The sequence below is a fragment of the Flavobacterium sp. FlaQc-52 genome, from assembly GCF_044007495.1.
Classification (GTDB): domain Bacteria; phylum Bacteroidota; class Bacteroidia; order Flavobacteriales; family Flavobacteriaceae; genus Flavobacterium; species Flavobacterium cupriresistens.
Genome location: NZ_JBIPCV010000001.1, coordinates 491,300 through 517,427, shown reverse-complemented (window position 1 = coordinate 517,427; position 26,128 = coordinate 491,300). Strand labels below are relative to the sequence as shown.

Below are 26,128 nucleotides of genomic sequence, written 5' to 3'. Positions count from 1 at the left end.
CTTACAAACAGGGTTTGTTCTTTACCAAATACGACCTTATACCGCCAAAATAAAGAAGTTTCGAGAGCAATATAAGATATTGAAGAAGTTTACATAAAACACAATGTTATTCCTCAAAGATCTGTAGCAGTATTAACCTCTGAAATAGCTTATTATAACAACATATCTTTATAAATAAATAAATAAGTCATTTATTTATATGATAATGCCTTATTCAATAGTATCCTATTTTTCAGTTGGCAATGTAGGAAGCTAAATCTATTTAATATATTACATCTTCCGTGTTAACTCCAAGACTAAGTTTGATATCTTTTTTTACTCTATACTTTCAACTAAAGCATCAAACTGATCCGAATCACTCTCTTTTATTTTTTTAATTATTATCTTGGAAATTTTAGAAATTTCATCAATGTCTACCGGTTCCATTCCTCTTTCGAATTGCTCTCCGATGTGTGAATATTCATTAATTACTCGATTTATCAAAGTAATTGAAATATTGTTTTCATTTAAAAATTTGCGTAATCGCTGGTCATTCGATAATTTGTGGCTAGGGTATTTATAAAACAAATAAGCTTCCAGGAATTTGCGCATATTATTACCGAAATTATATTGATATTCATATGATATTGTGGCTGAATTTGATAAAGCACATTCATAAATTTGCTTAAATAAGTAATTGAATTCCGTTATATAATGTTTTAAATAATCGGGTGATGATTTTAATAATGTTCTATCTCTATTTTTCCTGTCAATTATAAAGTGTTTTAGATCTGCTTTATCATTACTATTCTCTTGCGGCTTGTATTTTGGAATTGTTAGTTTTTTCAAATACTTTAAAAAATCAAGATTATGTGTTGAAATAAAAAGCTGGCCATATCTGCCTGGCTTAGCGATAATACTTTCAATTAAACTAAACATGAAGAAAATATGATTACTGTCTAAACTTGATATTGGATCGTCTATGTAAATTATAAGTTTACTACCGTCAGCTTCTTTTAGTTCATCTTCCATTTTTGCTACAAAATAGCAAAAAGAAATTAAGCTAGATTCTCCCTCACTTAAATTACTTGCATCTTTTTCTTCCCTTTGAATTTTAAATCTCACATTTGGCGCTTCACCTTCCGCTTTTAATTTCAATTCATTATGCCCAAAAAAATGAGTTAAATGCTGGTTTACCAGCTCCGCACCTTTACTTTCATCTTTAGCCTGAGTTTCTAAGAATCTTTTCTCTTCAGATAATTTCTCTACACTTTCTCTTATTTCGGACAGTTCCTTTTCTGTTTTTTTATAAGTTGTTTCTGTGTCTTGTATTTTTAATAGTTCTGCATTGTAATTTATATCAGTTAAAAACTGACTGACAGTTGCTTCTCTTAGGGATTGCCTCGCATTATGCTGATCTGTTGATAATGTTTCTGTTTTGATATTATGTTCTTTTATTAAAACATTAAATTCTTTAATACATTCAAGTATATTATGAGAAGTGTCCTGTATATCTGAGATTGAATTTTCAACAAATATATTTTCTTTACGATTGTTGAGTTCAGTGGCAATCTGTTTTAAATTATTGCCGTATAATTTTACTATAGCTTGCCATCTTATGTGAACTTCTTCCAATTTAGAGTGTAGGCTTGGATAAAATTGATCTTTGTTTAGTTTGATAAAAGAGATTAAATTTTCTTCTGCTTTTAATATCTGCTCATTCTGATTTTCTATACCTGTTCGTAATTCCTCAGATTCTTTACTAAAATGAGCATCTAACTTATCCCAAAGATCTTTTGGTAAGGTATTTCCGCAGAAACCGCATGTTGTTCTTTTGCCTTTATGTTTGTCAATTCCGTGTCTGACCCATTCCTGCAGTGTATTGTCCAACAATAGTTCTGTTATCGGTTTATTAGGTTTAATCTTTTTCTCGACGAGTTCTTTAGCGTTATTATAGTAAGACGAGAAATTTGGCTTAGATTCAGAAATAGAATTTATATTAGGCATAAATACTTCTTTCAAAAATTGTTTTTTTTGGTCTGTATCTTCAGGTGAAAGAATATAATTTAAAGGATCTGGGGCGATTTTCGCAATTTCATTTTTAATATCTGTAATGGAATATGTTTTTTTTATCGTAGTGGCGATAAATAAATTAGTATCAACTTTTATAGTGTCATTAGCTTTTTTTCTTAATTTTTCTTCCAGAGCATCGAAGAGCAATTTGTGGTTTGCCATTTCTTTGCTGAGTTGCTTTTCTTTTTCGGTACATTCAAAGAGAAGACCTTTTTCAATAGTAATGTTGCCTAAAAGCGATTCAATATCCTTTATCTGTTTGTCAATTTCAACATTTTTTGCTCCTAGAATAGTAAATGGATTTATAGTTCCGTCGTCGTTGTGCAGCCAGCTTAAATTAGCTTTGACAAAGTCAGAATTGTAAACACGTATTTTAAAATTATTTTCTAAGTTGGTATGTGATGATAAACTTCCGTCAGAAAAACTTACTGTAAAACCACAACCTTTATAATTTTTATGAACTGCATTATCTTCAAGACATTTAAAAACCCTTGATAAAGTTGTTTTTCCTGAGTAATTTCTACCGTATATAATATTTAATTTCTTGAAGGTTTCATTATTTCCAATTTCGGCATTCCAACTATAATTATTATAAAGTCCGAATTTTTGAATATCAACTTTTGTAATCATATTTTTAATATAATTTAAGTTATTATCTATTAATAATATTTATAGAAGCATTCGCATCTCCTAATAAGTGAAGATAATTTATTTTGATATCTAGTACTTTAAAATTATTTGATGAAGATTATGTCAATTGCGAGCTTTTATTTTCTAGATACAAATTTTGCTCTAATTTAATTTTATTCATTATGGTAAACCATATTCTAACTCAAATACATGTTTTATTGAATATCTATGAGTGAGTGAATCTATCATGATTCTTAAAAAGTTCTGTTTTTACAACTTTTTAGCTTTTGGTAGAGTTAATTCTATGTATTTTGATGCTAGTTTATAAAGCAGTTATATATTATTAAGTTTGATCCCAAATTAGTAAATTTTACTCTTCAAATTAATTTTAAAATCAACAGTAATTATATTGGAATGTCTTAAGTTAATTATGAATTTAAAGTAGTTGTTAAATATATGTAGTTTACATTAGTTTATAACCAAGTAGAAATACTGTTTTTTTTATGAGTAATGAATACAGGTTTATTTTAAGATAAATGGATAAGGAACTATTGGGCTAGCAGCAGCCATTTTTTGTTTAAGATGAATTAATCTTTTGAGTATTAATCCAACCTAACAACCCCCAAAATTTCCTTAGATTTTTTCAAGCACTAAATTGCTATGAATTGTTACTAATTCCTGTAGCGCTATTTTTAGCTCAATATTCATTTCTGTGATCAATTTTTGCTTTTTTTCGTATTCAGCGAAATCCTTATATTTTGTAATTGTTACCAAAAGATTTTTATCCTGAAAAACTGGGAGTCTCGGGAAATCATTTTCTTGCATTTCGCTGACCCAAAGGGATAGGTCGCTAATATTCAAAGATTTTAAAAACGGAATGTATGTAGTTTTAAATAGATCAATAACCTTATTTAAAGTGCTATTGCAGATATAAAAATCTATAAGTACTATCCCTTCATTTATGTCTAAAAAGTCAAGAGTGGTGCTTTTTTCTAATGGCTTCAGTAAATGCACGTGATCTGAATTTAGCATCATAGCATTAGCTCCTTGTCCAAAATTTTTCCATGTTGGACTGTTGATATAAAAATCATTTAAGAAGTTTACTCTCGTTTTCATATCTGTAAACCCACGTAGCCAAACAAATCGATCATTTACATTATTAATTTTAAATTGCCCCAGAGTAAAGCCATCCAGTTCAGCCATTGGGGTTACAAAATGATTATTGAAATATTCTTCAAAATCGTTCAGTTTATTGGGCTTTAGTAAATAATTACGAAGTTCTAAAACAGTAATTTGCTTATCGTTTTCTTGTTGTGTATGCTTCATTTCGTTTTTTTATTTTTTAAAATTTATGGAACTTGATTTGAAAGAAAAAAATATTTACCTGATGACAGTCTTTAGCGCAGATTAGAATTCTGTGCACACAAAGTTAGGAAAGAAAGTATAAAAAAAGCGAACAAAAAAGCCTCAGATTTCTTTGAAAATTTTGTCCTTCGCAGTGCTAAAGGGATTAGAACCGTTTTTAAGCAAGTTATAATTTGATTTAACCATTGCGTATCTATAACGGCTGCTAGATTTAAGAAAGAATAAGTTAAAACACTTATCTATCTAATGCAAAATGTTTGTTTTTTAACAAATTATTTATCAATATAAAATCTAAAGAAAAGTTTTTTCTTATGTTTGTTAGTTTTTTAAGATTCATCTTTTGAACCTATTGTTTTAGCTATAACATTTTAAAAACCTATTTAAGTGAAAAAAACTCTACTCTTTTTTTTTATTCTAAAATCTTTAATACTATTTGCTCAAAACGCCGCTGATGTGGAGCACCATTTTGGACCTTCACCCGGATTTGGCGGTTTGGTAGAATGTATCGTAACACAACCTGACGGTAAAATAATCATAAAAGGAGCTGCTGTCTTTAGGAGTAAGAGAACTAATGGATTGGTTCGTATTAACCCTGACGGAAGTCTGGATCCGACTTTTGTTTATAACGAGGATATTACTCGTTTTACTGTAAAATCTATCGCTTTGCAGTCTGATGGAAAATTACTGGTTGGAGGAAACGATAACGTTGAACAATCTCGTGTAATACGTTTAAATGCAGACGGAAGTAAAGATACTTCTTTTCTATTTGGAGGAGGTGTGGGCGAAAGTTCGGTTTCTGTGAATGCTATAACAGTTCAATCTGATGGAAAAATACTTGTAGCTAATAAAAAGATATATTCTACGCCACAGAGACGATTGATTCGTTTGAATGCCGATGGAAGCCTTGATACAGCCTTTAATATAGGCAACGGATTTGATAATGATATTACTGCTGTCGCCGTTCAATCTGATGGAAAAATAGTTGTAAGTGGCAAGTTTAGTACGTTTCAGGATGTGGCTCAGCAATATTTAATTCGTTTGAATGTAGATGGTTCCAAAGACACTTCGTTTAATACAGGAACTGGCTTTGTTGGTAATTACGTATATTCTGTTTTAATACAAAGTGACGGAAAAATAATCGCTAGTGGTGGCTTTAGAACTTATCAGGGAGTGGCTCAGAAATATTTAATTCGTTTAAATCCCGACGGCAGCAATGACACTTCATTTACTAATCCAATTAATTTTGCATATATGAATAATGAATATGCAAGTAATATGTCCCTCCAGCCTGATGGAAAACTAATTGCAAGTTTTTATAAGCCTAATAATTCTTCCGGTGATGATGGTGTCTATCGTTTTAATTCGGACGGAAGTCTAGATAGTACTTTTTCAATCGCTTCTTTTGATGATGGAGCAAATCTTCTTACAGGAAAAGGAAATGCAGACGTTTTGGCTACAGCTATTTTAAATGATGGAAGAATCCTTATTGGCGGTAAATTTAACTATTGCAATAAGATTATTGAGAAAGGTATAGTTTGCTTAAATGCCAATGGAAGCAGAGATTCTTCTTTTAACAAAGACACAGGTTTTGACGCAGCTGTGCAGTGCTCAGCCGTGCAAGGTGACGGAAAAACCTTGATAGGAGGATATTTTGACAATTTTCAGGGAGTTACACAAAAAAAACTGATTCGCATAAACCTTGATGGAAGCAAGGACACTTCATTTAACCCGCCGGCTGAATTCAATGATGAAGTTCAATCGATACTATTACAGGCTGATGGAAAAATATTGATAAGAGGTAAATTTACTAACTTCGGGAATTCAGGCAGAAATGCTCTGGTTAGATTAAATCCTGATGGTTCCCGTGATACTTCTTTCCTTAGATCATCTGAATATGATGTTGACGTTATAGCTTTGCAGCCCAATGGAAAGATTATCATAAGTGCTTTTGTTGATAGTTACCCGTATCTCCCTGTTAGAAGATTATTTCGTTTGAATATTGATGGTACTAACGATGTTTCTTTTACAGCCGGAAATAGTTTTGATTTATCTAAAGGAATAATTTCTTCTATAGTAGCACAACCCGATGGCAAAATACTGGTAGGAGGGTCATTTACTACTCTTAATCCAATTCCTCAAAAATATTTGGTTCGTTTAAATCCGGATGGAAGCCAAGACACTTCGTTTGATATCGGAACGTTATATAATTTGGCGATTAATGTTCAAAAAATAACTTTGCAGCCTGATGGAAAAATACTGGTGGCCGGTCTTTTCTCACCTACTACCGGAAATTATCAAAATTACCTCGTTCGTTTAAATTCAGATGGGAGCAAAGACCCTTCTTTTAATCAGTCCATTGGATCTGAAAGTGTACGAACAGGATATGGTATTGAAATTAGTTCTTTGGTTTTACAACCTGATGGAAAAATAATTGTAGGAGGGGAGTTCGATACTTTTCAAGGAATTACGCAAAGCCGTTTAACCCGTTTAAATTCTGATGGAAGTATAGACGCTTCCTTTGATACAGGAAACCAATTTGTAGCTCCGATTTACTCTATTTCATTATTTCCAGATGGAAAAATTAATGTTAGTGGCGTGTTTTCTTCTTATAAGAGTTTTACTTCCTCTTATTTCATTCGTCTGAAGGGTACCTATTTTACGCCTCTAAACGCAACAACGATCCAAACCAATGTTACTTGCCTTGGTAGTGCTACAGGCTCGGCTTCTATAGTTTCTGTTAATGAAGGAAAAGCACCTTATACCTACCTTTGGTCTAATGGAGCAACAACACCGGAAATTACCGGATTAGTGGCTGGAAATTATTCTTGTAAAATAATAGATAGTGAATCGGCAACGATAACTAAGAACTTTATAATAATCACAGATTCTGATATTGAAAGACCGACTATAACTGCTCCGGCAGCTGTAACAGTCAACGCCAATTTAGATTGTACAGCAACAGCTGTTGTACTGGGAACTCCCATAACATCAGACAACTGTAACGTAGCTTCAGTAACCAATAATGCTCCTGAAGTTTTCCCTGTAGGAAATACAACAGTGATCTGGACCGTAAAAGATGCAAGCGGTAATGTTGCAACAGCTGCTCAGACCATAACGGTAAAAGACGTTACTTTACCTACTATTACAGCTCCAAGTGCTGTAACGGTGAATCTGACTGCTGCAGGTTGCACACTATCAGCAACGGATGTCGTATTAGGAACTCCGGTAACGGCAGATAATTGTTCGGTAGCTTCTGTAACTAGTAATGCTCCAAAATTTTACTCACTAGGAAGCACAATCGTAACCTGGACCGTAAAAGACAAAAGCAATAATAGTGCAACGGCCACCCAAATAGTAACAGTAAAAGATGTAACACCGCCAACAATTACTGCTCCTGCGGCAATAGTATCAAATACCACGTTTAACTGTAAAGCAGCAGGAATCGCATTGGGAAATCCAATAACTGCCGATAATTGCTCAGTTGCTTCAGTTACAAATGATGCACCGGCAAATTTCCCTATAGGAAACACAACTGTAACCTGGACTGTAAAAGACAGAAGCAACAATACAGCCACAGCAACACAACTAGTAACAATAAAAGGTCTTGATGTAACAGTTTCTTACAATGAAGGTAAATTAACTGTTGCCGAAACAGCGGCAACTTATAAGTGGCTGAGCTGTAATAATGGAGTATTTACAGCCATCCCAAACGAAAATAATCCCACTTTTACACCTAAGCAATTAGGAAGCTATGCTGTAGAGGTTACTAAAAACAGCTGTACGGCTACAAGTACCTGTTTTGATGTTGCAGTTCTGGCAACAAAAGATTTTACTTTCCAAGACTCATTCAAATTGTATCCAAATCCGGTTAAAGATTTCATAACAATTGACGTGAATATACTAAATAGCGCAAAATTGGACGTTTTTGATGTAACGGGGAATCTTCTTATTACAAAAGAATTAAAAACGATATCTACCAAATTAAATGTATCTAATTTACCAGTTGGTGTCTATTTATTTCGAGTTTCAAATGATATGGGAACTGTAACGAAAAAAGTGATTAAAGATTAAATAACGGTCTCAGATCAACTGTTTTTGCACAATAGCCATGTAAATCAGTAAAAGAGAAAATAAATTATAATTTTTTAAATAGTATAAAGAGACGATCTGCTGGTCGTCTCTTTTGTTTTTAATACCCACTATTTGAAGTCACCCGACTTCGTAGGAGCAACAGAAGTTAAAGGTCTAAACATGAAATCTTAAATGATTCTCAAGAAAATTTTGCAGGATAATTTATTAAATGTTGACTAGAATTAAAGCAGCATATAAGTACAAATAATCAATTAGTTAGATAGTAAAAAAAAATATTTTAACCATTCTGTAAATGGGCAGTTTGACTTTTTAAAATATTTGATTCTGACAGCTGCGACACAACGATGTTTTGTAGGATTCCTTTTTTAACTTATCTTCGCTTTTTATACATTTCTGAATACATCTAATCCCTTTAAAAATCTAATTTGTGAAAAATAATCAAGATACTGTACAAGAGAATCAACTTAAACGCGGACTAACTAACCGACACATTCAGTTAATTGCCTTAGGCGGATCGATAGGGACAGGTCTTTTCCTCGGTATTGGTCCGGCAGCCGTATTAGCAGGGCCATCTGTCATTTTAGGATATGCTATTGCCGGAATCATTGCTTTTTTTATAATGAGACAACTTGGTGAAATGGTTGTTGAAGAACCGGTATCAGGAAGTTTTAGCTATTTTGCCTATAAATATTGTGGTTCTTTTGCAGGTTTTGCATCGGGTTGGAATTATTGGATTTTGTATATTTTAGTCAGTATGGCTGAACTTACAGCTATTGGAGTTTATGTGCAGTTTTGGTGGCCTGAAATTCCGTTGTGGGCATCCAGTTTATTTTTCTTCCTGATTATTAATGCTTTAAATTTTGCTTCCGTAAAAGTGTATGGAGAAACTGAATTTTGGTTTTCAATCATAAAAGTGGTCGCTATTATAGCCATGATTCTTTTTGGTATTTATCTACTAGTAAGTGGAACAGGAGGAGAGCACGCTACGATTCATAATTTATACAACGATGGAGGTTTCTTTCCAAAAGGTTTCTTTGAAAAAACAGGAACTGGCGATTTTCAAGGTTTATTGGCTGCAATGGCACTGATAATGTTCTCTTTTGGAGGTTTAGAACTAATTGGAATTACCGCTGCAGAGGCCGAAAATCCGGAAAAAAACATTCCAAAAGCAACCAATCAGGTTATTTATAGAATCCTTATATTTTATGTTGGGGCATTGGTCATTTTATTTGCTTTGTCGCCTTGGCAGCAAATTACTACAGACAGTAGCCCGTTTGTAATGGTTTTTCAAAATTTAAACGGAATGGAGTTTGAGCTCTTTGGCAAGAAAATATTTTTCACCAGCCTTATAGCCAATGTGCTTAATTTAATCGTATTAACCGCCGCTTTATCTGTATACAATAGCAGTGTATACAGCAACTCGCGAATGTTATTTGGTTTAGCAGATCAAGGCAATGCGCCAAAATTTTTAAAGAAGCTAAACAAACAATCAGTACCTGTCAATGCCATTTTAATTTCTTCCTGTTTTGCAGCGATCTGTATAGTAGTAAATAAAGTAATTCCAGAAGAGGCTTTTAGCATTCTAATGTCTTTAGTGGTGTCTTGCTTAATTATTAACTGGGTTATGATTTCGTATACCCATCTGCAATTTAGACGCGCGAAAGACAAAGAAAACACAAAAACTAAATTTGCGTCTATATTTTATCCGGTAAGCAATTACATCTGTTTCGTGTTTTTATTAGGTATTTTAGCCATTATGTGGATTACGAATATGAAGATATCTGTAGAATTAATTCCTATTTGGTTGGGGATTTTATTTGTTTTTTATAAGGTTTTTAAAGGGAAAAAATAGGTAGTTTTTACTATATTTCATTAAAAAGTATTAATGCTGGCGCGAGCGGGACGCTCGTGCGCTCGATGCAGAAAATCATGTACATTATTACCCAGAGATAATTATCTTAAATGTATTTCTGAATTCAAACGCATGTTCACTAGCGAGACGCTCGCGCCAACGGAGAAGTTTTAGGAGATTAAATAAACCCTTTTTTGTATAATTGTGACAGTAACAAATGATCATTTTTTGATGTTTGAGTAAAGAAAAAAGTAAACTATGATAAGACACAACGAAATAGATATTGATCCCGCTGATCCTTTTAGGAAATGCCAATTGGATAGAAAGAAATATGCTGATGTTTTAACCAGTATTGTTTCTACTTATTCTAGTGGATTTGTATTGGCTATCAATAATAAATGGGGAGCAGGGAAAACGACATTTGTTAAAATGTGGGAGCAGGATTTAAAAAACAAAAAATATCAAACCGTTTATTTTAATGCGTGGGAAAATGATTTTGAAAATAATCCTTTAACAGCATTAATGGGAGAGTTGAAAACATTAACAAAAAAAGATGTAGATCCTAATTTTGAAAAAGCATTAAAGAATGCAGCTCTTTTTACTAAAAACATTGCACCAGCCTTAATAAAAATATTGGCAAAGAAGTATATAGGCGAAGGTATTGAAGATATAGCTGAGGGAGTTACAAAGGGAGTTACAGATATTTTTGAAAACGATGTAAATGAATATACGTCTAAGAAAAAGAGTATAAAAATTTTTAAGGAAAGCTTGTCTAAGTTCATAGCTGATACTAATGAGGGGCAACCCTTAATTTTTATTGTGGATGAATTAGATAGATGCCGACCTGATTACGCCGTTGCTATATTAGAACAAATAAAACATTTTTTTTCAGTTCCTAATATTGTTTTTGTTTTGTCAATAGACAAAGAACAATTAGGCAATGCTATACGAGGTGTTTATGGTAGTGAATTGATTGATGCTGAAGAATATTTGAGACGTTTTATAGATATGGAATATTCAATTCCGGAACCTGAGGTAGAAAAGTATTGTGGTTATCTTTATAACTATTTTGGATTTAAAGATTTTTTTGAATCTATTTCAAGACTAAATAGCTGGGATTTACGGAAAGATAGTTCAGATTTTATTACAATCGCAAATATTTTATTTAAAAAATCAAATATTTCCTTACGCCAACAAGAAAAAATATTTGCTCATGCGCGTTTAGTTCTGAGGTCATTTTCAGAAAATAGTTATGTAATACCAAGTTTATTTCTTTTGTTAATATATATTAAAGTTAAAGACATCAATCTTTATAATAAGATTAGATTGAAAAAAATATTGATTCAAGATTTACAGGTAGAATATTTTAATATCATAAAGTCAGATAATAATGAAGATGACAATGGAATTGTTCGTTTAGAAGCTTATTTAATGCACTATTATAATAACTATCAAGTGCCTACTTATGAAAGAACTAAACTTTATTATTATGACAATGTTAGTGAAGAAAGAAAATTACTAATATCTTCATTGACTGATAAAACAAAAGACCATGAAGATTTTTTGCAAATACTTATGGAAATGTCATCTGTAAGAGGAAATGGAAGAGAATTAGATATAAGCCATTTGTTAAAGAAAATTGACCTAACGGAAGCTGTTAATTTTTAATAACCTAATCTCACCACGTAGTTTTCTAAATTTTTATTTTACCTTCTTCGTAAAGCATTATTAGCATCAATCCAGAAGCTGTTGCTTGACTATTGGTAAATACTATCAGATTATTGTATTTAACCTCAGAAATAATACTAAATGCAATCATTCTATCTTTACATCGCCTCTTTCTATTATTAACTAAAACTGTTTTTTTAAAAAAATTCGTTAAGATATACTTTGCGGGTAAGGATTAAAAATTCGCGTGATCTAGATATATACAAGAATTATTAGCTCATCAAAGCAACAAGACTGCCGAAATTTACACTCATGTTAGTACGAAAAGTATTAAACAAATAAAAAATTCGTTTAATGATTTATGAAATAAAAATCCTATTTTTGAAAGTGTATAAATACGGATATTTATCAGACATATCGACCCAATTTAGAGTAGATAAGTCGGATATTGTCAGGTATATATACAAGTTACCTGCAATGCGATCGCAGAGTCAAGAATCTAACAATATTAAAAAACAACTAAGAAGAAAAATAAACAAATGGACTTAGATAGAACTTTAGCAAGAGGTATTGGGGGATGGTTGCAGTTTGAGCACGCGTGCCATCGTTCATCAATTTTCTCTGAAAAATATTTGTCTGTTCCTATTGCCCAAATTTTAAATACCAAGTTTGGAAAAAATGTTCACGCTGAAGTGAGGCATCCTATACTTGGTGACTTATCACCTGGACGAGGCAGACCCCCAGAAATAGATTTTGTAGTTACGGATGAAAAACAAAATATGAAAGTTGCCATTGAAACAAAATGGGTAGGTAACACGGTGACAAAACAGACAGTTGAAAGGGTTATATGGGATTTAGTAAGATTAGCAATGATTGGAAACAATGATGATATAGAATGTTACTTTGTTCTCGCAGGGAAGAAAAAAGATTTGTGGAAACTTTTTAATAACAAACATTTCAATGGAGAATTAGATAAAAATAATATAAATAGGCCAATTCTTAAAGTTCGTCCCTCAGATTATATGGATTTTAGAATTGATTCTCCAAGACAAGACCGATTGGAATTACTAAAACCTATTTTTGCATTATGTCAAGATGTTGCTCTTCCGATGAGATTAGGAACAGGACACACAAGAGTTTATCCTGAAAATGCTTTTAACTATGAATATCAAGTTTATGTTTGGGAAGTATTACCTAACAAACAAAAAATAGTTTTTAAACCAAAAAATCATTCTCATTATAAAATATAACATACTTTAAACGATATTAGATTTTTATCTTTGTCTTTTTAAATCTTTTATTTAGGCAAATCTTCCGAGTTAAAGAAGTACTACCGCTAACAGCCGTTAAAAGAGATTCGAGCATTTGACTGAATTTAAAGCTGGTTTTGTACTTGTAGAATTTGTTCATAATGGAAAAATCTCGCATCTTTAATCCCAAACCTATTGTAGCGCCAGGACGTTGATTGCAATGTTGCGTTAAAACGCTAAAAATCTGTAATTTAATTAATTTTAATGAAGTCAAAGCTTAATATAACTGAATTTAGAAATAGACTAAAAGAGAATACGAAAATTGGGAGAGCTGAATTACAATTATCACTTGGAATATTTTCAATTTTTTGTCTAAGTTCAAAAAGTTTTTATGGAACCTTTGACGATTCATCTTTCAGACTAACAGAAAATTATAATTTTACTTCAGGCTTATATTTGCTTAAAGGAAAATATCAAAATATTAACAACAAAGTAAAACTAAATTATACTATTGAACCTATGAGTAAAATAGGAATGATTTGGCTAAAATATTTTCCATTTGTTGCGATAATTGGTTTCAATTCCTTTTTCTTTTTTAATTTTAAAAACGCACCAAATGACATATATATAGTTTTTAATTTATTCTTCGCCTTTATAATATTCCATTCGAGATGGAATATAAAAAGGAAAAAGAAAAACTTGGAACAAAAATTTATTGAAATATTTGAAATAGAAAATATTGATAAATAAAAACACAGCCACCAACAGCCATTACAAGAGATTTGGGCTTTTGGCTGAATTTAAAAATGGTTTTGTACTTGTAAAATTTGTCCATAATGGAAAAATCTCGCATATTTAATCCCAAACCTATTGTAGCGCCAGGACGTTACCAACTATTTTGCCAAAAAATCTCAGAAATTGAATAAATAAAAATGAAAAAAATATTTACAACATTACTTATAATAAGCTTTAACTTAACTTTTTCTCAAAATTATTTTGAAGGTAAAAAATTGTATTGCAAATCTGAAAACACCGAAGCTATGAAGCTTTTTAATTTAGGTATTGAAACATTATATTTAAATAAATCTTTAGACCAAAAATATCTCAAAATAACTTCAAATATTTTCTTTAAAGCATACAAAACTGATACAACATTTTGTGATGCAATTTTTTTTACAGGTTATACTTTGAGTTTATTGAATGACAAAAAAGCTATTGCTTGTTACATAATGGCTGACAGCTTATCAAAAAACACATTAGAGTTTAAAATAAATTTAGCCTCAGAAGGATTAAGAGTTGGTAATGAAGAATCACTTAAAATTGCACGAAAAAAATATAATGAATTAATTAATTTATTTCCTGAAAACCCAGAAGGTTATTATGGATTTGCATTAACCTCTCCTATTTTTGGAGATGTAGATAAAGGATTAGAAAATATAAATATCGCAATTGAAAAATATAAATTATTAAATTTAAAATTGAAAGACGAAGTTATTTTCTTAAAAGGAGTTTTATTATCTAAAAACAAAAAATATGATGAAGGTTTAGAGTATTTAGAAAAATGTTATTCAACATACAAAAAAGACGAAAACTTTAAAATCCATTATTCATTGTGCTTACTCAAAGTTTCTGAAATTAAGAATGACCAAAAAATGAAACAAAAAGCTTTTAAGTTTTATGAACAAATTGAAAACAAAGAGCAAATACCTGAAGACATAAAAGCCTTATTGAAATTCTAAAAAAAAACAGTTGGTAACAGCTGTCACAAAAGATTCGGGCATTTAGCTTAATTTAAAGATAGTTTTGTACTTGAAAAATTTACTTCCTCTCGCTGGCGCGAGCGTCCCGCTCGTGCGCTCGATGCTGAGAAAATCATTTACATTATAACCTAGAGATAATTATCGTAAACGTATTTCTGAATTCAAACGTATGTTCACGAGCGGGACGCTCGCGCCAGCGGGGAAAAAATAGTAGTTTTAAAAAATCCCATTTCGTTTGAAATGGGATTTTGTTTTTTGTAAGTTAGTTAAAAACTGTATTTTCTTTTCTTAAATCTGTTAAAATATACTTTGCTGGCACGGATTACAAATCTGCATGATCGGGTTAACAATAATCCACATTCTCCACCAAATTGTCTTGTTAATGGTCCTCTAATGAATACGCCACCTTTTTATGAAGCATTTAATGTACAGCCTGGATAAAATGTTTTTATCTTAGTACTCAATAAATAATAACTGTCAAATTATTTAATCGAAGGTTTGCAAAATCTTCCTTTGGTGCATAGATTAGAAAAAAAATATTTAATTGAAAAAGGGAATAACAGGAAAAAATAGGAAGCAGTTAAATAAAAAACTAAATTTGTATAAATTGTAATTTAAATGGTATCAAAAATCAGATTTAAAAACTTCAAGTTATTCAAAAACTGGCAAGAGCTAGAAATAAAACCTATAACAGTATTAATTGGAAAGAATAATACAGGTAAAAGTGCTATTCTAAAACTACCAACAATGATCAGCGAAAGTTTGAAAGGGGAGATTCATGAACCAATCTCACTAAATAGCAAAATCAGCGTTGGGAAAAGATATGAGGAATTATTTTATAATAAAGAAATATTCGCTGATACAATTGATTTCGAAATTTCTGACGAAAAGGAAAAATTAAAGATCTCTATCAAAGGAATTAACAGAGGTGAAAATATAGAAATTAAAAATTATAATTTAAACGATGAGGATATTAAAATTACTAAATCAAATGTAAAAGGTTTTAAACATTCGAAAGTAAAATCTTTGAAATTAACCTTTGATTATATAGATGCCTTTAGGGAGTTTCCTAAAGGGGGATATATAACCGATATTAATGGTAAGATTGATAACATTGGAATTTCAGGACTAAATGCCTTTAAACTTTTAGCACAATATCGTAAAGAAAATAATCTGTTACTATCTTCGATTTCTAAATGGTTTGAAGCAAATTTTGAAGGATGGAAAATTGAAATTAATGAGATAGCTGCTTCCATAGAGGGGTTTGATTTTGTATTGTCTAATGATAAAATTAAGAATATAAATATTATCAATACGGGTTCTGGCATCAGACAAGTATTGCCCCTTATCGTAAGAAGCTATATGCCGGTTGAGGAAGAAACTCTTATTATTATAGAAGAACCTGAAAGCCATTTACATCCAGCCGCACATGGAAATTTAGCACAACGATTTGTGGATTCATTTTTGGAAAATAAGAACAAAAGATATTTGATTGAAACTCATTCAAAAAATTTTATTTTACGACTGCAGGCTTTGATTGCTGATCCAAAAGTTAGCTTTTCAAATAAGGATATTGCTGTATATTATGTGGATTATAAGGAGGATCAACAGCTGAGTATATTAGAGCGATTGGAAATAGATGAAGATGGTGAATTCACAAAATGGCCCGAAGAAATTTTTAATGAAAGCTACAGAGAATTATTACTATTAAAGCAAAACCAATCCGATAGAGATGATAGTATCAATTAAAGCTGACATTTTCAATAATGATAAAAATTCCTCTGATTTAAGTGATCTAATGCATTTTTTTAAAAAAGGTAGACACAGGATGAATTTAAGAAAAATTGATGATTTTAGTGCATTTGAAAATTCGCAATGGAAACAGACTTTATCAAGAAGTGATATCGATTTTTTAAAAGAAGGGATGACAATAGTTGATAAAAAAGAAATTATAGTTTCTGAATCTCCTTCTGATAGTGAATTTAGAATTAAAGAAGCATATTGTTATTTACAGCAACCTCTATCAATTGTAGTTGAAAATTATGAATATGAGCCGGTATTTATTAATTGTATTTTCAGAAATTTTGGAAATGAATTAATTACAGCCAAGGACAGACATTGGTTAAAATTTGAAAATGGGGGCGGAGCCAGTGATAACACAATTAAAGGGATGATTAAAGAATTGTTCAATGATACAGTTTTTACAAAAAGCAAGGAAAAGTATTTAAGATGTTATATCATAAAAGACAGTGATAGAGAATACTGCACAATTAATCAAGATGACACAATTAGTATTAAAAAACTGCCAGAAGCGAAATTCCGTTTTTTAAAAGATATGCAGATTCCTTATCATATTCTTTACAAGAGAGAAAAAGAAAATTACATGCCGGATTCAGTTTATAATAATTTTCTTCAGACAGCAAATAAAAATGATAAAAAAAAAGAATTTTCACGAATATATCTGGAGTTTAATGCTCATCAAAAAGATTTTTTTGATATAGAAAAAGGATTTTCCCATAAAGGTAGGCTGAAAAATAGAAAATCCCTGCAGGCAGATGTTCAAACATTATTTGAAAAGCTTAAAGATGGAAAGGATTTAAATGACAGGCAATATACTTTGATAGGGAGTGGATTACCATTTCCAAATTTAAAATCAGATTTTTCAGAAAAATTTAATGCTGTAAACCGGAATGATCTCGAAAAAAGAATAGAACATCAACCTTTACTAAGATCAGAGGTAAATCCGGCAGATCAAAATGAACGTAATGAATTCGAACACATTATCAACGAAATAAAATATCTATTATGAGCCAGGTTTCAGTCTCAACCAGGGTTTTTCGTCTCTTAAGAATTATAAAGGATTTTGAATCGGGAATTATTCGTGTGCCTGCTTTTCAAAGAGACTTTGAATGGGATTATGCTAAAAAAGTACAGCTTTTTGAAAGTATTTTAAAGGGGCTTCCGATTGGAACTATATTTCTGTGGAGACCAGACTTTATTGATAATGAAAATTATAGACTTTTTGAGTCTAATTCCATTGGAGGATATGATTTACCCAATAGAGCTATCGACTACTATTATGTTTTAGATGGATTACAGAGGCTATCGACACTTTTTGGATGTTTAATAGATGAGAATCAAACGCCATTAAAGAAAAATAATAAGCTATGGACAAAACAGGGATTTAATTTAATTTATAATTTAGAGAGTAATCAGATAGAGAAAGGGAAGAGAAATCTACAAATATTTGAAGTTGAATTACACAGATTTATTGATCATGATTCCTATGCTGACTTTATTGATAAAATGCAAAATATCGACATTTTTCCAGAACAAAAACAATTATTTAGAAATCGATATGTTCATTTTCAAAAGCAGATAACTACGTTCGATTTACCAATCGTAGAGTTGACTGGAGCGAATATTGAGGAGGCTGTAGAAATTTTTGATAAATTAAATTCTACTGGTGCAAAAGTGACTTCTGAATGGAAGCTAAATGCACTTTCTTTTAACATTGAAAAGGGGTTCAGATTAGGAAATGAGATTGACAATCTGCTTCTTGACCTTAAAAATTATAATTTTGATAGATTAGATAGAAAGGTAATTTTTAACTCTATAATAAACTCTTTTGGAGTAGTGTTCTTCGATAAAAGTTCTGAAAATGATAATAGGAAAATAGAAAAACTAGCTAATGACTATAGTTTTATTGAAAATACTAGAGATACCATTCAAGCGATACAAAAAGCTGTTAAATTTTTGTATTTTGAGCTTTTGGTAGTAGATAGTAAACTCCTGCCTTATAACAATCAGCTCATTTTTATAACAGATTTTTTTAATAAAGTCGTTAGTCCAACCAAAGAGCAGTTGGAAGAATTGAAGCATTGGTTTTGGATTACCACATATTCCAATTATTTTACAATTTATAATTTAAGTAAACAAAGAAAAGCGTACGATACATTTCAAAATTTTATTCGATTTGATGATGATCCAGTATATTTTGATGATTCAAGGAAAAAATTTACTACCGAGAGATTTCCTAAAAAAATATCCATGGGAAGTGTTAGAGGGAAAGCTTTAGCATTATTTATGCTTAATTTTTCGAACAATTTTAAACCTTTGGATGCGCAAGAAGAAGGAATAGGACTTAGGTTGGAAAAAATCATTTATTCTTCTGATAAAGATGATTCAGAACGCACTTTTATTAATTCGTCTGAAAACACTATAGTTTATTATAAAGTTAACAATCAGAAAAAGGACCCGTTCACTGAGGAAAAAGATTTTATGCTAGGTATCGGTGAATCTCTTGAAATCTTTTTAAAACGAAGAAGAGAGAGCATTGTTGAAAAGGAAATGAATTTTGTTAAATCATTAGGAATCGAATATTACGAAGACATTTTTTAATTACTCAGAATTTGAAATTAGATGGTTTTAAATATTGTTTTGACCATCTATTTTTATAGTAACATTTCAAAATTATTTAGATTGACGTAAAATACTTTATAATGCCTAATTTTTTTAATAACTACGTGAAGAATTTACGAGCACATTCGCAACTTTGAAAGTCGTTCCTCCTAATAAAGTTTCTAAATTGCTCCTCTACTAAATTCCCAAGGGTTTCACTATTTTAAAAACCAATTAATTTAGCCATATTCACAGTTTTTCAATATTGCCAAGTTATTTTTTTTACTAAGAATTTTTATAGTATTACCATAAAGATTAAGTATTTCGGTTTGAATTAGAAGTTAAAATTGTAACATTAAATTTAAGTATAGATAGTTTTTCTAAAAGTGAATAGTGCTTAAAACAAAAAAGAGACTTCGATAGTCTCTTTTTTGTTTTAATATATCTTCTAAATAATTATTTATTTATCAATTTCTCAAGCCTCATCATCATCTCATCTTTCTCTTTCAACATACGCTCGTACAACGCAATTTTTTCTTCGTGCATCTTTAGCACTTGCTCTATAGGATTAAAAGTAGGATTATCATTTTTCTGATATCCAATACTATTATCCCCAAAAGTATTAGAAATAACATTAACCGCCTGTTCCTCATCAAAATTCTGAAAAGCTTCAACAGGAATTTTTAATACCGCCGAAATTTGTTTCAACAGATTATCTTCAATTACATCTTTTTGCTCCAGCATAGAAATTTTCTTTTGGTTCCAGTCTTCGCCCAGATCATAAGCCAATGCTTCCTGCTTTATGTTAAGCATTTCTCTAAAACGTTTTACGTTTCTTCCCTGATGTATTTTCTGTTCCATAACGAATATCTATTTTTCTAAAAGCTCAAAGATAAAGCCATTTGGATTAAAAACCCTGAATTTCAAAGATAAAAAAATATCCCATAAAACATCCTTTTTGTCAGATATCGAATAACATTAATATACTTTCGTTATCATTTCATCTATAGGCAAACGAACTTTTTTCGTAGTTGCCATATAGTCTTTTTCTAAATCACGGTATCCTAAAGCAAGGATAACTGCGGAATGCAGCCCTTTCTCTTGTAAACCCAAAACTTCATCGATAAGAGAAGCATTAAATCCTTCGATAGGAGTGGCATCCACTTTCAATTCTGCCGCAGCAATAAGTGCTGTTCCTAGTGCAATATAAGCCTGTTTGGCCGCCCAAAGTACTTTTTGCTCTGTGTTAATAGCGCTAAAATAGGAATGCAATCCATTTCTAAATCCTGATAAGGCACCAGCTTCAAGACCTCTTTGTTTTTCTGTCATTGCTATGTAATCGTCAATGTAAGTTGGAGTCACGTCATTAAATGCAGCAAAAACCAACAAATGAGAGCAGGAGCTAATCTGTCCATTATACGAGTCAGCGCCTAATTTTTTTTGGATTTCCGGGTTGCTTACAACAAAAATACGGTAAGACTGCAGACCACAAGAAGATGCTGAAAGATTTATAGCTTCTAATATCTGATCAACCTTTTCTTCTGTTACTTTAAGGGCGCTGTACGCTTTTGCGGCGTAACGCCATTTTAAATTTTCTATCAAATTCATTGCAATATCTATCTTAAGTTTTGCCAAAGATAAATTATATTGTTTTCTTTTTCGAGTCTTGAGTTGCTGTAGGAAATTTCAAATCAGTCATATCCTGGTTCTCTAAAGAATAATTATCTGTTTTCCTTCATTATTATATTTACATAAAGATTAATAATCTTCAAAAGTATATTGAAAAAGAATTATTATCTGAATTTTTGGTTTATATAAAATATTAAATCTTTTATTTTCAATTTTGCAGGGTAAAAAAACTAAAAGTTGTCATCAGATGAAAGCGAACATACAAGAAAATAGCGGAATACACGAAAAGCAGGATATTGAAAACACCCAGAATACAATCAAGAATGATTTTGCATTCACACTAGAGAGTACTTGTTTAGATGAAAACTATCACCCCTCAAGTCAAACGCGTTTGACTACCAATTTTGCCAACTTGGCTAGGGGAGCTAATCGTCAACAAAACTTACGCAATGCCTTAAATATGATTAACAATCGATTCAATGCATTGGCTCATCTGGATAATCCAAAAGCGGATCGTTACCTTGTAGAACTTGAAATCATCACAGTAACGATGCGTATTGATGATACTAATGGTATTAACAATCTGCCGTTGATTGAAGTTTTAAAAACGAATATTTTTGACCACAAGACGGGCCAGCAGATCGAAGGTATTGCCGGAAATAATTTTTCTTCTTATGTTCGTGATTATGATTTTAGTATTTTATTGATCGAACACAATAAAGATAAATCTAATTTTTGTATTCCTGAAAATTTTGGTGATTTGCACGGAAAACTTTATAAGTCCTTTGTGAATTCAGCCACTTACAAAGAACACTTTAAGATGTCACCGATCATTTGTCTAAGTGTATCGACTAACAAAACTTATACGCGCACGGAGTATCAGCATCCGGTACTGGGTTTTGAGTATCTGCAGGATCAGTATTCAATCACGGATGAATATTTCTCTAAAATGGGCTTGAAAGTTCGTTTTTTCATGCCTTCGAATAGTGTGGCACCAATGGCTTTTTATCATTCCGGAGATCTACTTGCTGATTATACTGATCTTGGACTAATCAGCTCAATCAGCACGATGGAGACTTTCCAGAAGATTTATCGCGCTGAAATTTACAATGCAAATTCAGTGGCAGGGAAAATCTATCAACCCAGTCTTAAACACGAAGATTATTCACTGACTCGCGTGGTTTATGACCGCGAAGAGCGCAGCCAATTGGCTGTTGAACAGGGTAAATATGCAGAAGAGCATTTCATTAAGCCTTACAAAAATCTCCTGGAACAATGGTCTGCTAATTTTACCCTTTAATTGATTACAACGCATTAAAATTATACTATTATGAAGAAATTATTATTGCCTACCTCTATTGTTGGAAGTTTACCGAAACCTGCCTGGCTTGCACCACCAGAAAAACTTTGGTCACCATGGAAATTAGAAGGTGATCAGCTACTTGAAGGGAAACAAGATGCTTTACGCATTTCTCTGCAGGAACAACAATTGGCAGATCTGGATATCATTTGTGACGGCGAGCAGACACGCCAGCATTTTGTAACGACTTTTATCGAGCATTTAAGCGGTGTGGATTTTGAAAATCGTAAAACAGTAAAAATCCGTAACCGTTATGACGCGAGTGTTCCAGTGGTTGTAGGTGAGATTGCACGTCAAAAAGCAGTTTTTGTTGAAGATGCTAAATTTTTACGTAAACAGACTAATAAGCCTATAAAATGGGCATTGCCAGGCCCGCTGACAATGGTAGACACCTTGTACGACGACCATTATAAAAGCCGGGAAAAATTGGCGTGGGAATTTGCCAAAGCACTCAATGAAGAAGCAAGAGAACTTCAAGACGCAGGGGTGGACATTATCCAGTTTGATGAACCTGCATTTAATGTGTTCTTTGATGAAGTAAACGATTGGGGAATGGCTGCATTAGAAAGAGCCATTGAAGGTTTACATTGTCAAACTGCGGTTCATATTTGCTATGGTTATGGAATACAGGCAAATACGGATTGGAAAAAGACATTAGGTTCAGAGTGGCGACAATACGAAGAAATTTTTCCAAAAATTCAAAAATCTAAAATTGATATAGTGTCTTTAGAATGTCACAACTCCAATGTGCCTTTAGATTTAATGGAACTTGTTCGCGGTAAAAAAGTGATGGTCGGTGCTATTGATGTAGCAACCAACACTATCGAAACACCGGAAGAAGTAGCGGATACCCTGCGTAAAGCGCTTGAGTTTGTAGATGCCGAAAATCTTTACCCTTCAACAAACTGCGGTATGGCCCCGCTATCTCGAAACGTAGCTAGTGGCAAGTTAAGTGCTTTAAGCGCAGGAGCAGAAATTATACGAAAAGAACTTGGGATTTAGTCTCCATGTATTAATTTGAATAGGGTTTCCTTGTTTGAAGCCTGCTGTCCGTATAATTTAACAGAGCGACTCTGCGGACAGACTAATGAATCTGGAGAATCCACGTTTATCTGCGTAAGCTATTTTTGTAACCTTGACTCTACGGAGGAATAATATTTAAAACAAATTGAAGAAATTATTAGAAGTATTAAAAAAAGCAGGTTTCGACGGTTTCCTGTTAATGATAGCCACCATGATTCTGATGGCTTATTTTTTGCCAAAGCCAGGTATGGTCAAAGAACCTGTTTCACTGGAAGAGATTGCCAATGCCGGCGTTTCCTTGATTTTCTTGTTTTATGGCTTACGACTGAGTGTCGAGAAACTAAAAGCCGGACTTTCCAACTGGAAAATGCACATTGTCGTTCAGTTGACAACCTTTTTATTTTTTCCGCTCATTGTTTTGGCATTTCGCCCGTTGTTTGTCAATAACGGCTTCGAACTGCTTTGGCTGGGTGTATTTTTTCTGGCAGCTTTACCGTCTACAGTATCGTCTTCGGTGGTCATGGTTTCCATCGCCAAGGGAAACATTCCCGCAGCCATTTTCAATGCGAGTATTTCCAGTTTGATTGGAGTAGTGGTTACGCCGCTCTGGGTCGGGCTGTTTATAGCTTCTGCAACTGGCGATTTTGATGTCACTCAAATCGGCACAAAGTTGATTCTGCAAGTCTTGCTGCCCGTCATCATTGGCATAAGCCTCAATTCCCGTTTCGGTGCCATTGCCGAAAAATACAAGAAGCAGCTCAAATATTTCGATCAGGCAGTTATTCTAACGATTATTTATACGTCGTTTTGCAAGTCATTTTCCCAACATCTTTTTGAAGGCTTCACCGCCCTTGAACTTGCCGGATTGGCTGCAGGGATGATGGTATTGTTTTTTACCGTATTCTTTTGTGTCGGACTACTAAGCCGCCTGTTTGGTTTTTCAGATGAAGATCGTATTACAGTCTTATTCTGTGGGTCTAAAAAGTCATTGGTACACGGCACTGTTATGTCAAAAGTACTTTTTCAACACAGTACCATCACCGGCATCGTATTGCTGCCACTCATGCTTTATCATGCCTTGCAATTGATTGCCGCTAGTATCATCGCTCAGGGTATGGCTCGCCGAAAAGAAGTATAATTTTATTTATGACGTGACCCTTTATCTTTTTATAAAGTGTGCCTAAGGATAAAGATAGATTTTAAAACGACGTCAAGCGATGACAATTTTAATACAAATAGTATTTGATCATCAAAATCATAGCTGTCATCACGATTAAGATATTTTTAGCTTTGAACAGCTAAAAGGCATCAACTCCATCATTCCCTGTGATAAAATAGTGTATTTTGGATTTTTATACTGTGAAAATAAACTTTGCAGTATGGTATGTTTTTAATTTACACAGAATAAGATTTTTATGTTGTTTTGAGTTATATTTGAAGAATTTTATTCTGTTATTATAAATAAATTAAACTTGTTTAAAGTAAAACATTCAATGGAACAAATAGACGATATTGATCTTCAGTTATTAAATATACTTCACGATAATTCTAAATACACTGTAAAAGAGCTTGCTAAAATGGTAAATCTTTCGGCATCGCCTGTTTTTGAGCGGATTAAAAGATTAGAGAATAATGGTTATATTAAGAAGTATATAGCACTACTGGATGCAGAAAAATTAAACAGAGGATTTATCGTTTTCTGTAACATCAAACTGAAACAGCACGATCGTAATATCGGGAATCAGTTTGTTAGTGATATTATGAAAATAGAAGAAGTTGTGGAATGTTACAATATCTCAGGAGATTACGATTTTTTAATGAAAGTTTCTGCCAAAGACATGAAGCATTATCAGGATTTTGTGTTTAATAAATTGGGATCAGTTGAAAGCATAGGGAGTACCCAAAGTACCTTTGTTATGTCGGAGATAAAAAATATGTATGGATAGTTCCGCGATGGTTTATTTAAATCGAACCATGAAATGTTAGGTTGTAAAGGCTTCATAAATCTACATATTAATGCATAAAAAAAGAGACAACTATTTGCTAGTTGTCTCTTTTTTGTACCCTTAAAGGACAAATTTTGCACCATTTTATGCAGGATTTGAAGAGATTGGCTTACTGGAAGTAGAGGCTGTCTTTGAATGTCTTCAGTATTTTGGTTTGCTTGTCCTTTCGGGGATTGATGTAAAAATGTTATCTAAATTTGAGTTTGTTTAATATAGTTTATCATTCCAAACCAAAACCGTGAGTCACTTTTTATTTTTAATTTCAAATCAGATATTTATAAAAACCTTTACTTATCAAAATGGTATCTATTGAGAGTGCTTTGGTATCTGGTATCATTACTCTAAGTTTTAATTTTGTCAGATATAAATTTTAAAATTAAAATAAAATGAATAAGGCACTATTATTAATTGATATACAGAAAGAATATTTTGAAAATGGGGCATTAGAACTTGTAAATCCTATTGGCGCAAGTAAAAACGCAAAGAAACTATTAGAGCATTTTAGAAAAGAAAATGGGACTATTGTTCATGTTCAGCACCTATCGGGAGAAGGTGTTCCCTTTTTTGTTCCAGGTACAAAAGGGGCGGAAATTCATGAAAATGTAAAACCGCTGGAAGAGGAGAAAGTAATTACGAAACAGTTCCCTAATAGTTTTAGGGATACTGATTTATTGGAATATCTGCAGTCAAAGAAGATAACACATTTGGTAATCGCGGGAATGATGACTCACATGTGCATTGACGCAGGAACAAGAGCTGCTGTTGATTATGGATTTGAATGTACAGTAATTGGAGATGCCTGTGCTACAATGAATCTTCAAATAAATGATCAAGATGTAAAAGCTGCGGATGTTCATAATGCATTTTTGGCGGCATTAGAATTCTTTTACGCAAAAATTACTACAACAGAAGAATATCTGCTTTCGTAAAATTAAAGATAAATAAGAAATTACTTTTATGAAATGGGCCGTAATTAATTACTGCTCATTTTTCTGGTTTGAAGTAATTTGTAAATGAAGTTGTAAATTTGCTTTAATTAT

The 26,128-nt window shown here is 32.2% G+C and carries 19 protein-coding genes; 15 read left to right on the top strand and 4 right to left on the bottom strand.

Translation table 11 applies throughout. From position 1 onward, the window contains the following. Nucleotides 1–315: 315 nt before the first annotated feature. Together ACHRV5_RS02330 and ACHRV5_RS02325 are read right to left on the bottom strand one after the other, a co-directional pair. Nucleotides 316–2,682 carry an AAA family ATPase gene (locus tag ACHRV5_RS02330; protein WP_395425592.1) on the bottom strand — a complete coding sequence of 789 codons (2,367 nt, stop codon included), beginning with the start codon at nt 2,680–2,682 and terminating at the stop codon, nt 316–318. A gap of 633 nt (nt 2,683–3,315) precedes the next feature. Further along, a complete protein-coding gene (locus ACHRV5_RS02325) occupies nt 3,316–4,008 on the bottom strand; it encodes a hypothetical protein (RefSeq protein ID WP_395425591.1) in 693 nt (230 codons plus the stop codon). A 423-nt stretch (nt 4,009–4,431) separates the two neighbouring features. On the opposite strand from ACHRV5_RS02325, the gene ACHRV5_RS02320 reads away from it, so the two are divergent. The 10 genes from ACHRV5_RS02320 to ACHRV5_RS02275 all read left to right on the top strand — a co-directional run bounded on the left by ACHRV5_RS02320 (nt 4,432) and on the right by ACHRV5_RS02275 (nt 19,070). Further along, nucleotides 4,432–8,118 (top strand): HYR domain-containing protein, encoded by a 3,687-nt coding sequence (locus ACHRV5_RS02320; protein WP_395425590.1) that lies wholly within the window; start codon nt 4,432–4,434, stop codon nt 8,116–8,118. A gap of 448 nt (nt 8,119–8,566) precedes the next feature. Next, the gene (locus ACHRV5_RS02315; RefSeq protein ID WP_395425589.1) at nt 8,567–9,991 is read left to right on the top strand and encodes an amino acid permease; all 1,425 of its coding nucleotides are present in this window, start codon (nt 8,567–8,569) and stop codon (nt 9,989–9,991) included. 258 nt (nt 9,992–10,249) lie between these two features. Beyond that, complete coding sequence (locus tag ACHRV5_RS02310; protein ID WP_395425588.1) at nt 10,250–11,659, top strand: P-loop NTPase fold protein; 1,410 nt, start codon at nt 10,250–10,252, stop codon at nt 11,657–11,659. 539 nt (nt 11,660–12,198) lie between these two features. Beyond that, the gene (locus tag ACHRV5_RS02305) at nt 12,199–12,909 is read left to right on the top strand and encodes a hypothetical protein (RefSeq protein ID WP_395425587.1); all 711 of its coding nucleotides are present in this window, start codon (nt 12,199–12,201) and stop codon (nt 12,907–12,909) included. Between the two features lie 264 nt (nt 12,910–13,173). Next, nucleotides 13,174–13,659: a hypothetical protein gene (locus ACHRV5_RS02300; protein WP_395425586.1), complete on the top strand. Its 486-nt coding sequence runs from the start codon at nt 13,174–13,176 to the stop codon at nt 13,657–13,659. A 182-nt stretch (nt 13,660–13,841) separates the two neighbouring features. Then, nucleotides 13,842–14,648: a tetratricopeptide repeat protein gene (locus ACHRV5_RS02295; RefSeq protein WP_395425585.1), complete on the top strand. Its 807-nt coding sequence runs from the start codon at nt 13,842–13,844 to the stop codon at nt 14,646–14,648. A 330-nt stretch (nt 14,649–14,978) separates the two neighbouring features. Further along, nucleotides 14,979–15,110 carry a M13-type metalloendopeptidase gene (locus ACHRV5_RS02290; protein ID WP_395425584.1) on the top strand — a complete coding sequence of 44 codons (132 nt, stop codon included), beginning with the start codon at nt 14,979–14,981 and terminating at the stop codon, nt 15,108–15,110. Nucleotides 15,111–15,287: 177 nt separating this feature from the next. Continuing rightward, nucleotides 15,288–16,418, top strand: a complete 1,131-nt coding sequence (locus tag ACHRV5_RS02285) for a DUF3696 domain-containing protein (protein WP_395425583.1) — start codon at nt 15,288–15,290, stop codon at nt 16,416–16,418. Then, the gene (locus ACHRV5_RS02280; RefSeq protein WP_395425582.1) at nt 16,402–17,478 is read left to right on the top strand and encodes a hypothetical protein; all 1,077 of its coding nucleotides are present in this window, start codon (nt 16,402–16,404) and stop codon (nt 17,476–17,478) included. The genes ACHRV5_RS02285 and ACHRV5_RS02280 overlap by 17 nt, the downstream gene beginning before the upstream one ends. Then, nucleotides 17,475–19,070: a DUF262 domain-containing protein gene (locus ACHRV5_RS02275; protein WP_395425581.1), complete on the top strand. Its 1,596-nt coding sequence runs from the start codon at nt 17,475–17,477 to the stop codon at nt 19,068–19,070. The genes ACHRV5_RS02280 and ACHRV5_RS02275 overlap by 4 nt, the downstream gene beginning before the upstream one ends. Nucleotides 19,071–19,526: 456 nt before the next feature. Here the strand turns inward: ACHRV5_RS02275 and ACHRV5_RS02270 are convergent, their stop codons facing one another. Together ACHRV5_RS02270 and ACHRV5_RS02265 are read right to left on the bottom strand one after the other, a co-directional pair. Next, on the bottom strand, nt 19,527–19,931 hold the full coding sequence (locus ACHRV5_RS02270; protein WP_395425580.1) for a helix-turn-helix domain-containing protein: 405 nt from the start codon (nt 19,929–19,931) through the stop codon (nt 19,527–19,529). Between the two features lie 117 nt (nt 19,932–20,048). After that, complete coding sequence (locus ACHRV5_RS02265; RefSeq protein WP_395425579.1) at nt 20,049–20,678, bottom strand: nitroreductase family protein; 630 nt, start codon at nt 20,676–20,678, stop codon at nt 20,049–20,051. Between the two features lie 268 nt (nt 20,679–20,946). Here ACHRV5_RS02265 and ACHRV5_RS02260 point away from each other — a divergent pair, with 268 nt between their 5' ends. From ACHRV5_RS02260 to ACHRV5_RS02240, 5 genes are all read left to right on the top strand, one after another. After that, nucleotides 20,947–21,999, top strand: a complete 1,053-nt coding sequence (locus ACHRV5_RS02260) for a DUF1852 domain-containing protein (RefSeq protein ID WP_395425578.1) — start codon at nt 20,947–20,949, stop codon at nt 21,997–21,999. 30 nt (nt 22,000–22,029) lie between these two features. Beyond that, complete coding sequence (locus tag ACHRV5_RS02255) at nt 22,030–23,061, top strand: methionine synthase (RefSeq protein ID WP_047775357.1); 1,032 nt, start codon at nt 22,030–22,032, stop codon at nt 23,059–23,061. Between the two features lie 166 nt (nt 23,062–23,227). After that, nucleotides 23,228–24,220 (top strand): bile acid:sodium symporter family protein, encoded by a 993-nt coding sequence (locus ACHRV5_RS02250; protein ID WP_047775356.1) that lies wholly within the window; start codon nt 23,228–23,230, stop codon nt 24,218–24,220. 355 nt (nt 24,221–24,575) lie between these two features. Beyond that, a complete protein-coding gene (locus ACHRV5_RS02245) occupies nt 24,576–25,028 on the top strand; it encodes an Lrp/AsnC family transcriptional regulator (RefSeq protein ID WP_047775354.1) in 453 nt (150 codons plus the stop codon). 446 nt (nt 25,029–25,474) lie between these two features. Beyond that, nucleotides 25,475–26,017, top strand: coding sequence for a cysteine hydrolase family protein (locus ACHRV5_RS02240; protein WP_395425577.1), 543 nt, complete (start codon nt 25,475–25,477; stop codon nt 26,015–26,017). Nucleotides 26,018–26,128: the final 111 nt, after the last annotated feature.

Excerpts from the sequence above, each read along its gene's own strand:
- ACHRV5_RS02330 (WP_395425592.1), bottom strand. The coding sequence starts at position 2,682 with ATGATTACAAAAGTTGATATTCAAAAATTCGGACTTTATAATAATTAT.
- ACHRV5_RS02325 (WP_395425591.1), bottom strand. The coding sequence starts at position 4,008 with ATGAAGCATACACAACAAGAAAACGATAAGCAAATTACTGTTTTAGAA.
- ACHRV5_RS02310 (WP_395425588.1), top strand. The coding sequence starts at position 10,250 with ATGATAAGACACAACGAAATAGATATTGATCCCGCTGATCCTTTTAGG.
- ACHRV5_RS02305 (WP_395425587.1), top strand. The coding sequence starts at position 12,199 with ATGGACTTAGATAGAACTTTAGCAAGAGGTATTGGGGGATGGTTGCAG.
- ACHRV5_RS02300 (WP_395425586.1), top strand. The coding sequence starts at position 13,174 with ATGAAGTCAAAGCTTAATATAACTGAATTTAGAAATAGACTAAAAGAG.
- ACHRV5_RS02295 (WP_395425585.1), top strand. The coding sequence starts at position 13,842 with ATGAAAAAAATATTTACAACATTACTTATAATAAGCTTTAACTTAACT.
- ACHRV5_RS02285 (WP_395425583.1), top strand. The coding sequence starts at position 15,288 with ATGGTATCAAAAATCAGATTTAAAAACTTCAAGTTATTCAAAAACTGG.
- ACHRV5_RS02280 (WP_395425582.1), top strand. The coding sequence starts at position 16,402 with ATGATAGTATCAATTAAAGCTGACATTTTCAATAATGATAAAAATTCC.
- ACHRV5_RS02275 (WP_395425581.1), top strand. The coding sequence starts at position 17,475 with ATGAGCCAGGTTTCAGTCTCAACCAGGGTTTTTCGTCTCTTAAGAATT.
- ACHRV5_RS02270 (WP_395425580.1), bottom strand. The coding sequence starts at position 19,931 with ATGGAACAGAAAATACATCAGGGAAGAAACGTAAAACGTTTTAGAGAA.
- ACHRV5_RS02265 (WP_395425579.1), bottom strand. The coding sequence starts at position 20,678 with ATGAATTTGATAGAAAATTTAAAATGGCGTTACGCCGCAAAAGCGTAC.
- ACHRV5_RS02260 (WP_395425578.1), top strand. The coding sequence starts at position 20,947 with ATGAAAGCGAACATACAAGAAAATAGCGGAATACACGAAAAGCAGGAT.
- ACHRV5_RS02255 (WP_047775357.1), top strand. The coding sequence starts at position 22,030 with ATGAAGAAATTATTATTGCCTACCTCTATTGTTGGAAGTTTACCGAAA.
- ACHRV5_RS02245 (WP_047775354.1), top strand. The coding sequence starts at position 24,576 with ATGGAACAAATAGACGATATTGATCTTCAGTTATTAAATATACTTCAC.
- ACHRV5_RS02240 (WP_395425577.1), top strand. The coding sequence starts at position 25,475 with ATGAATAAGGCACTATTATTAATTGATATACAGAAAGAATATTTTGAA.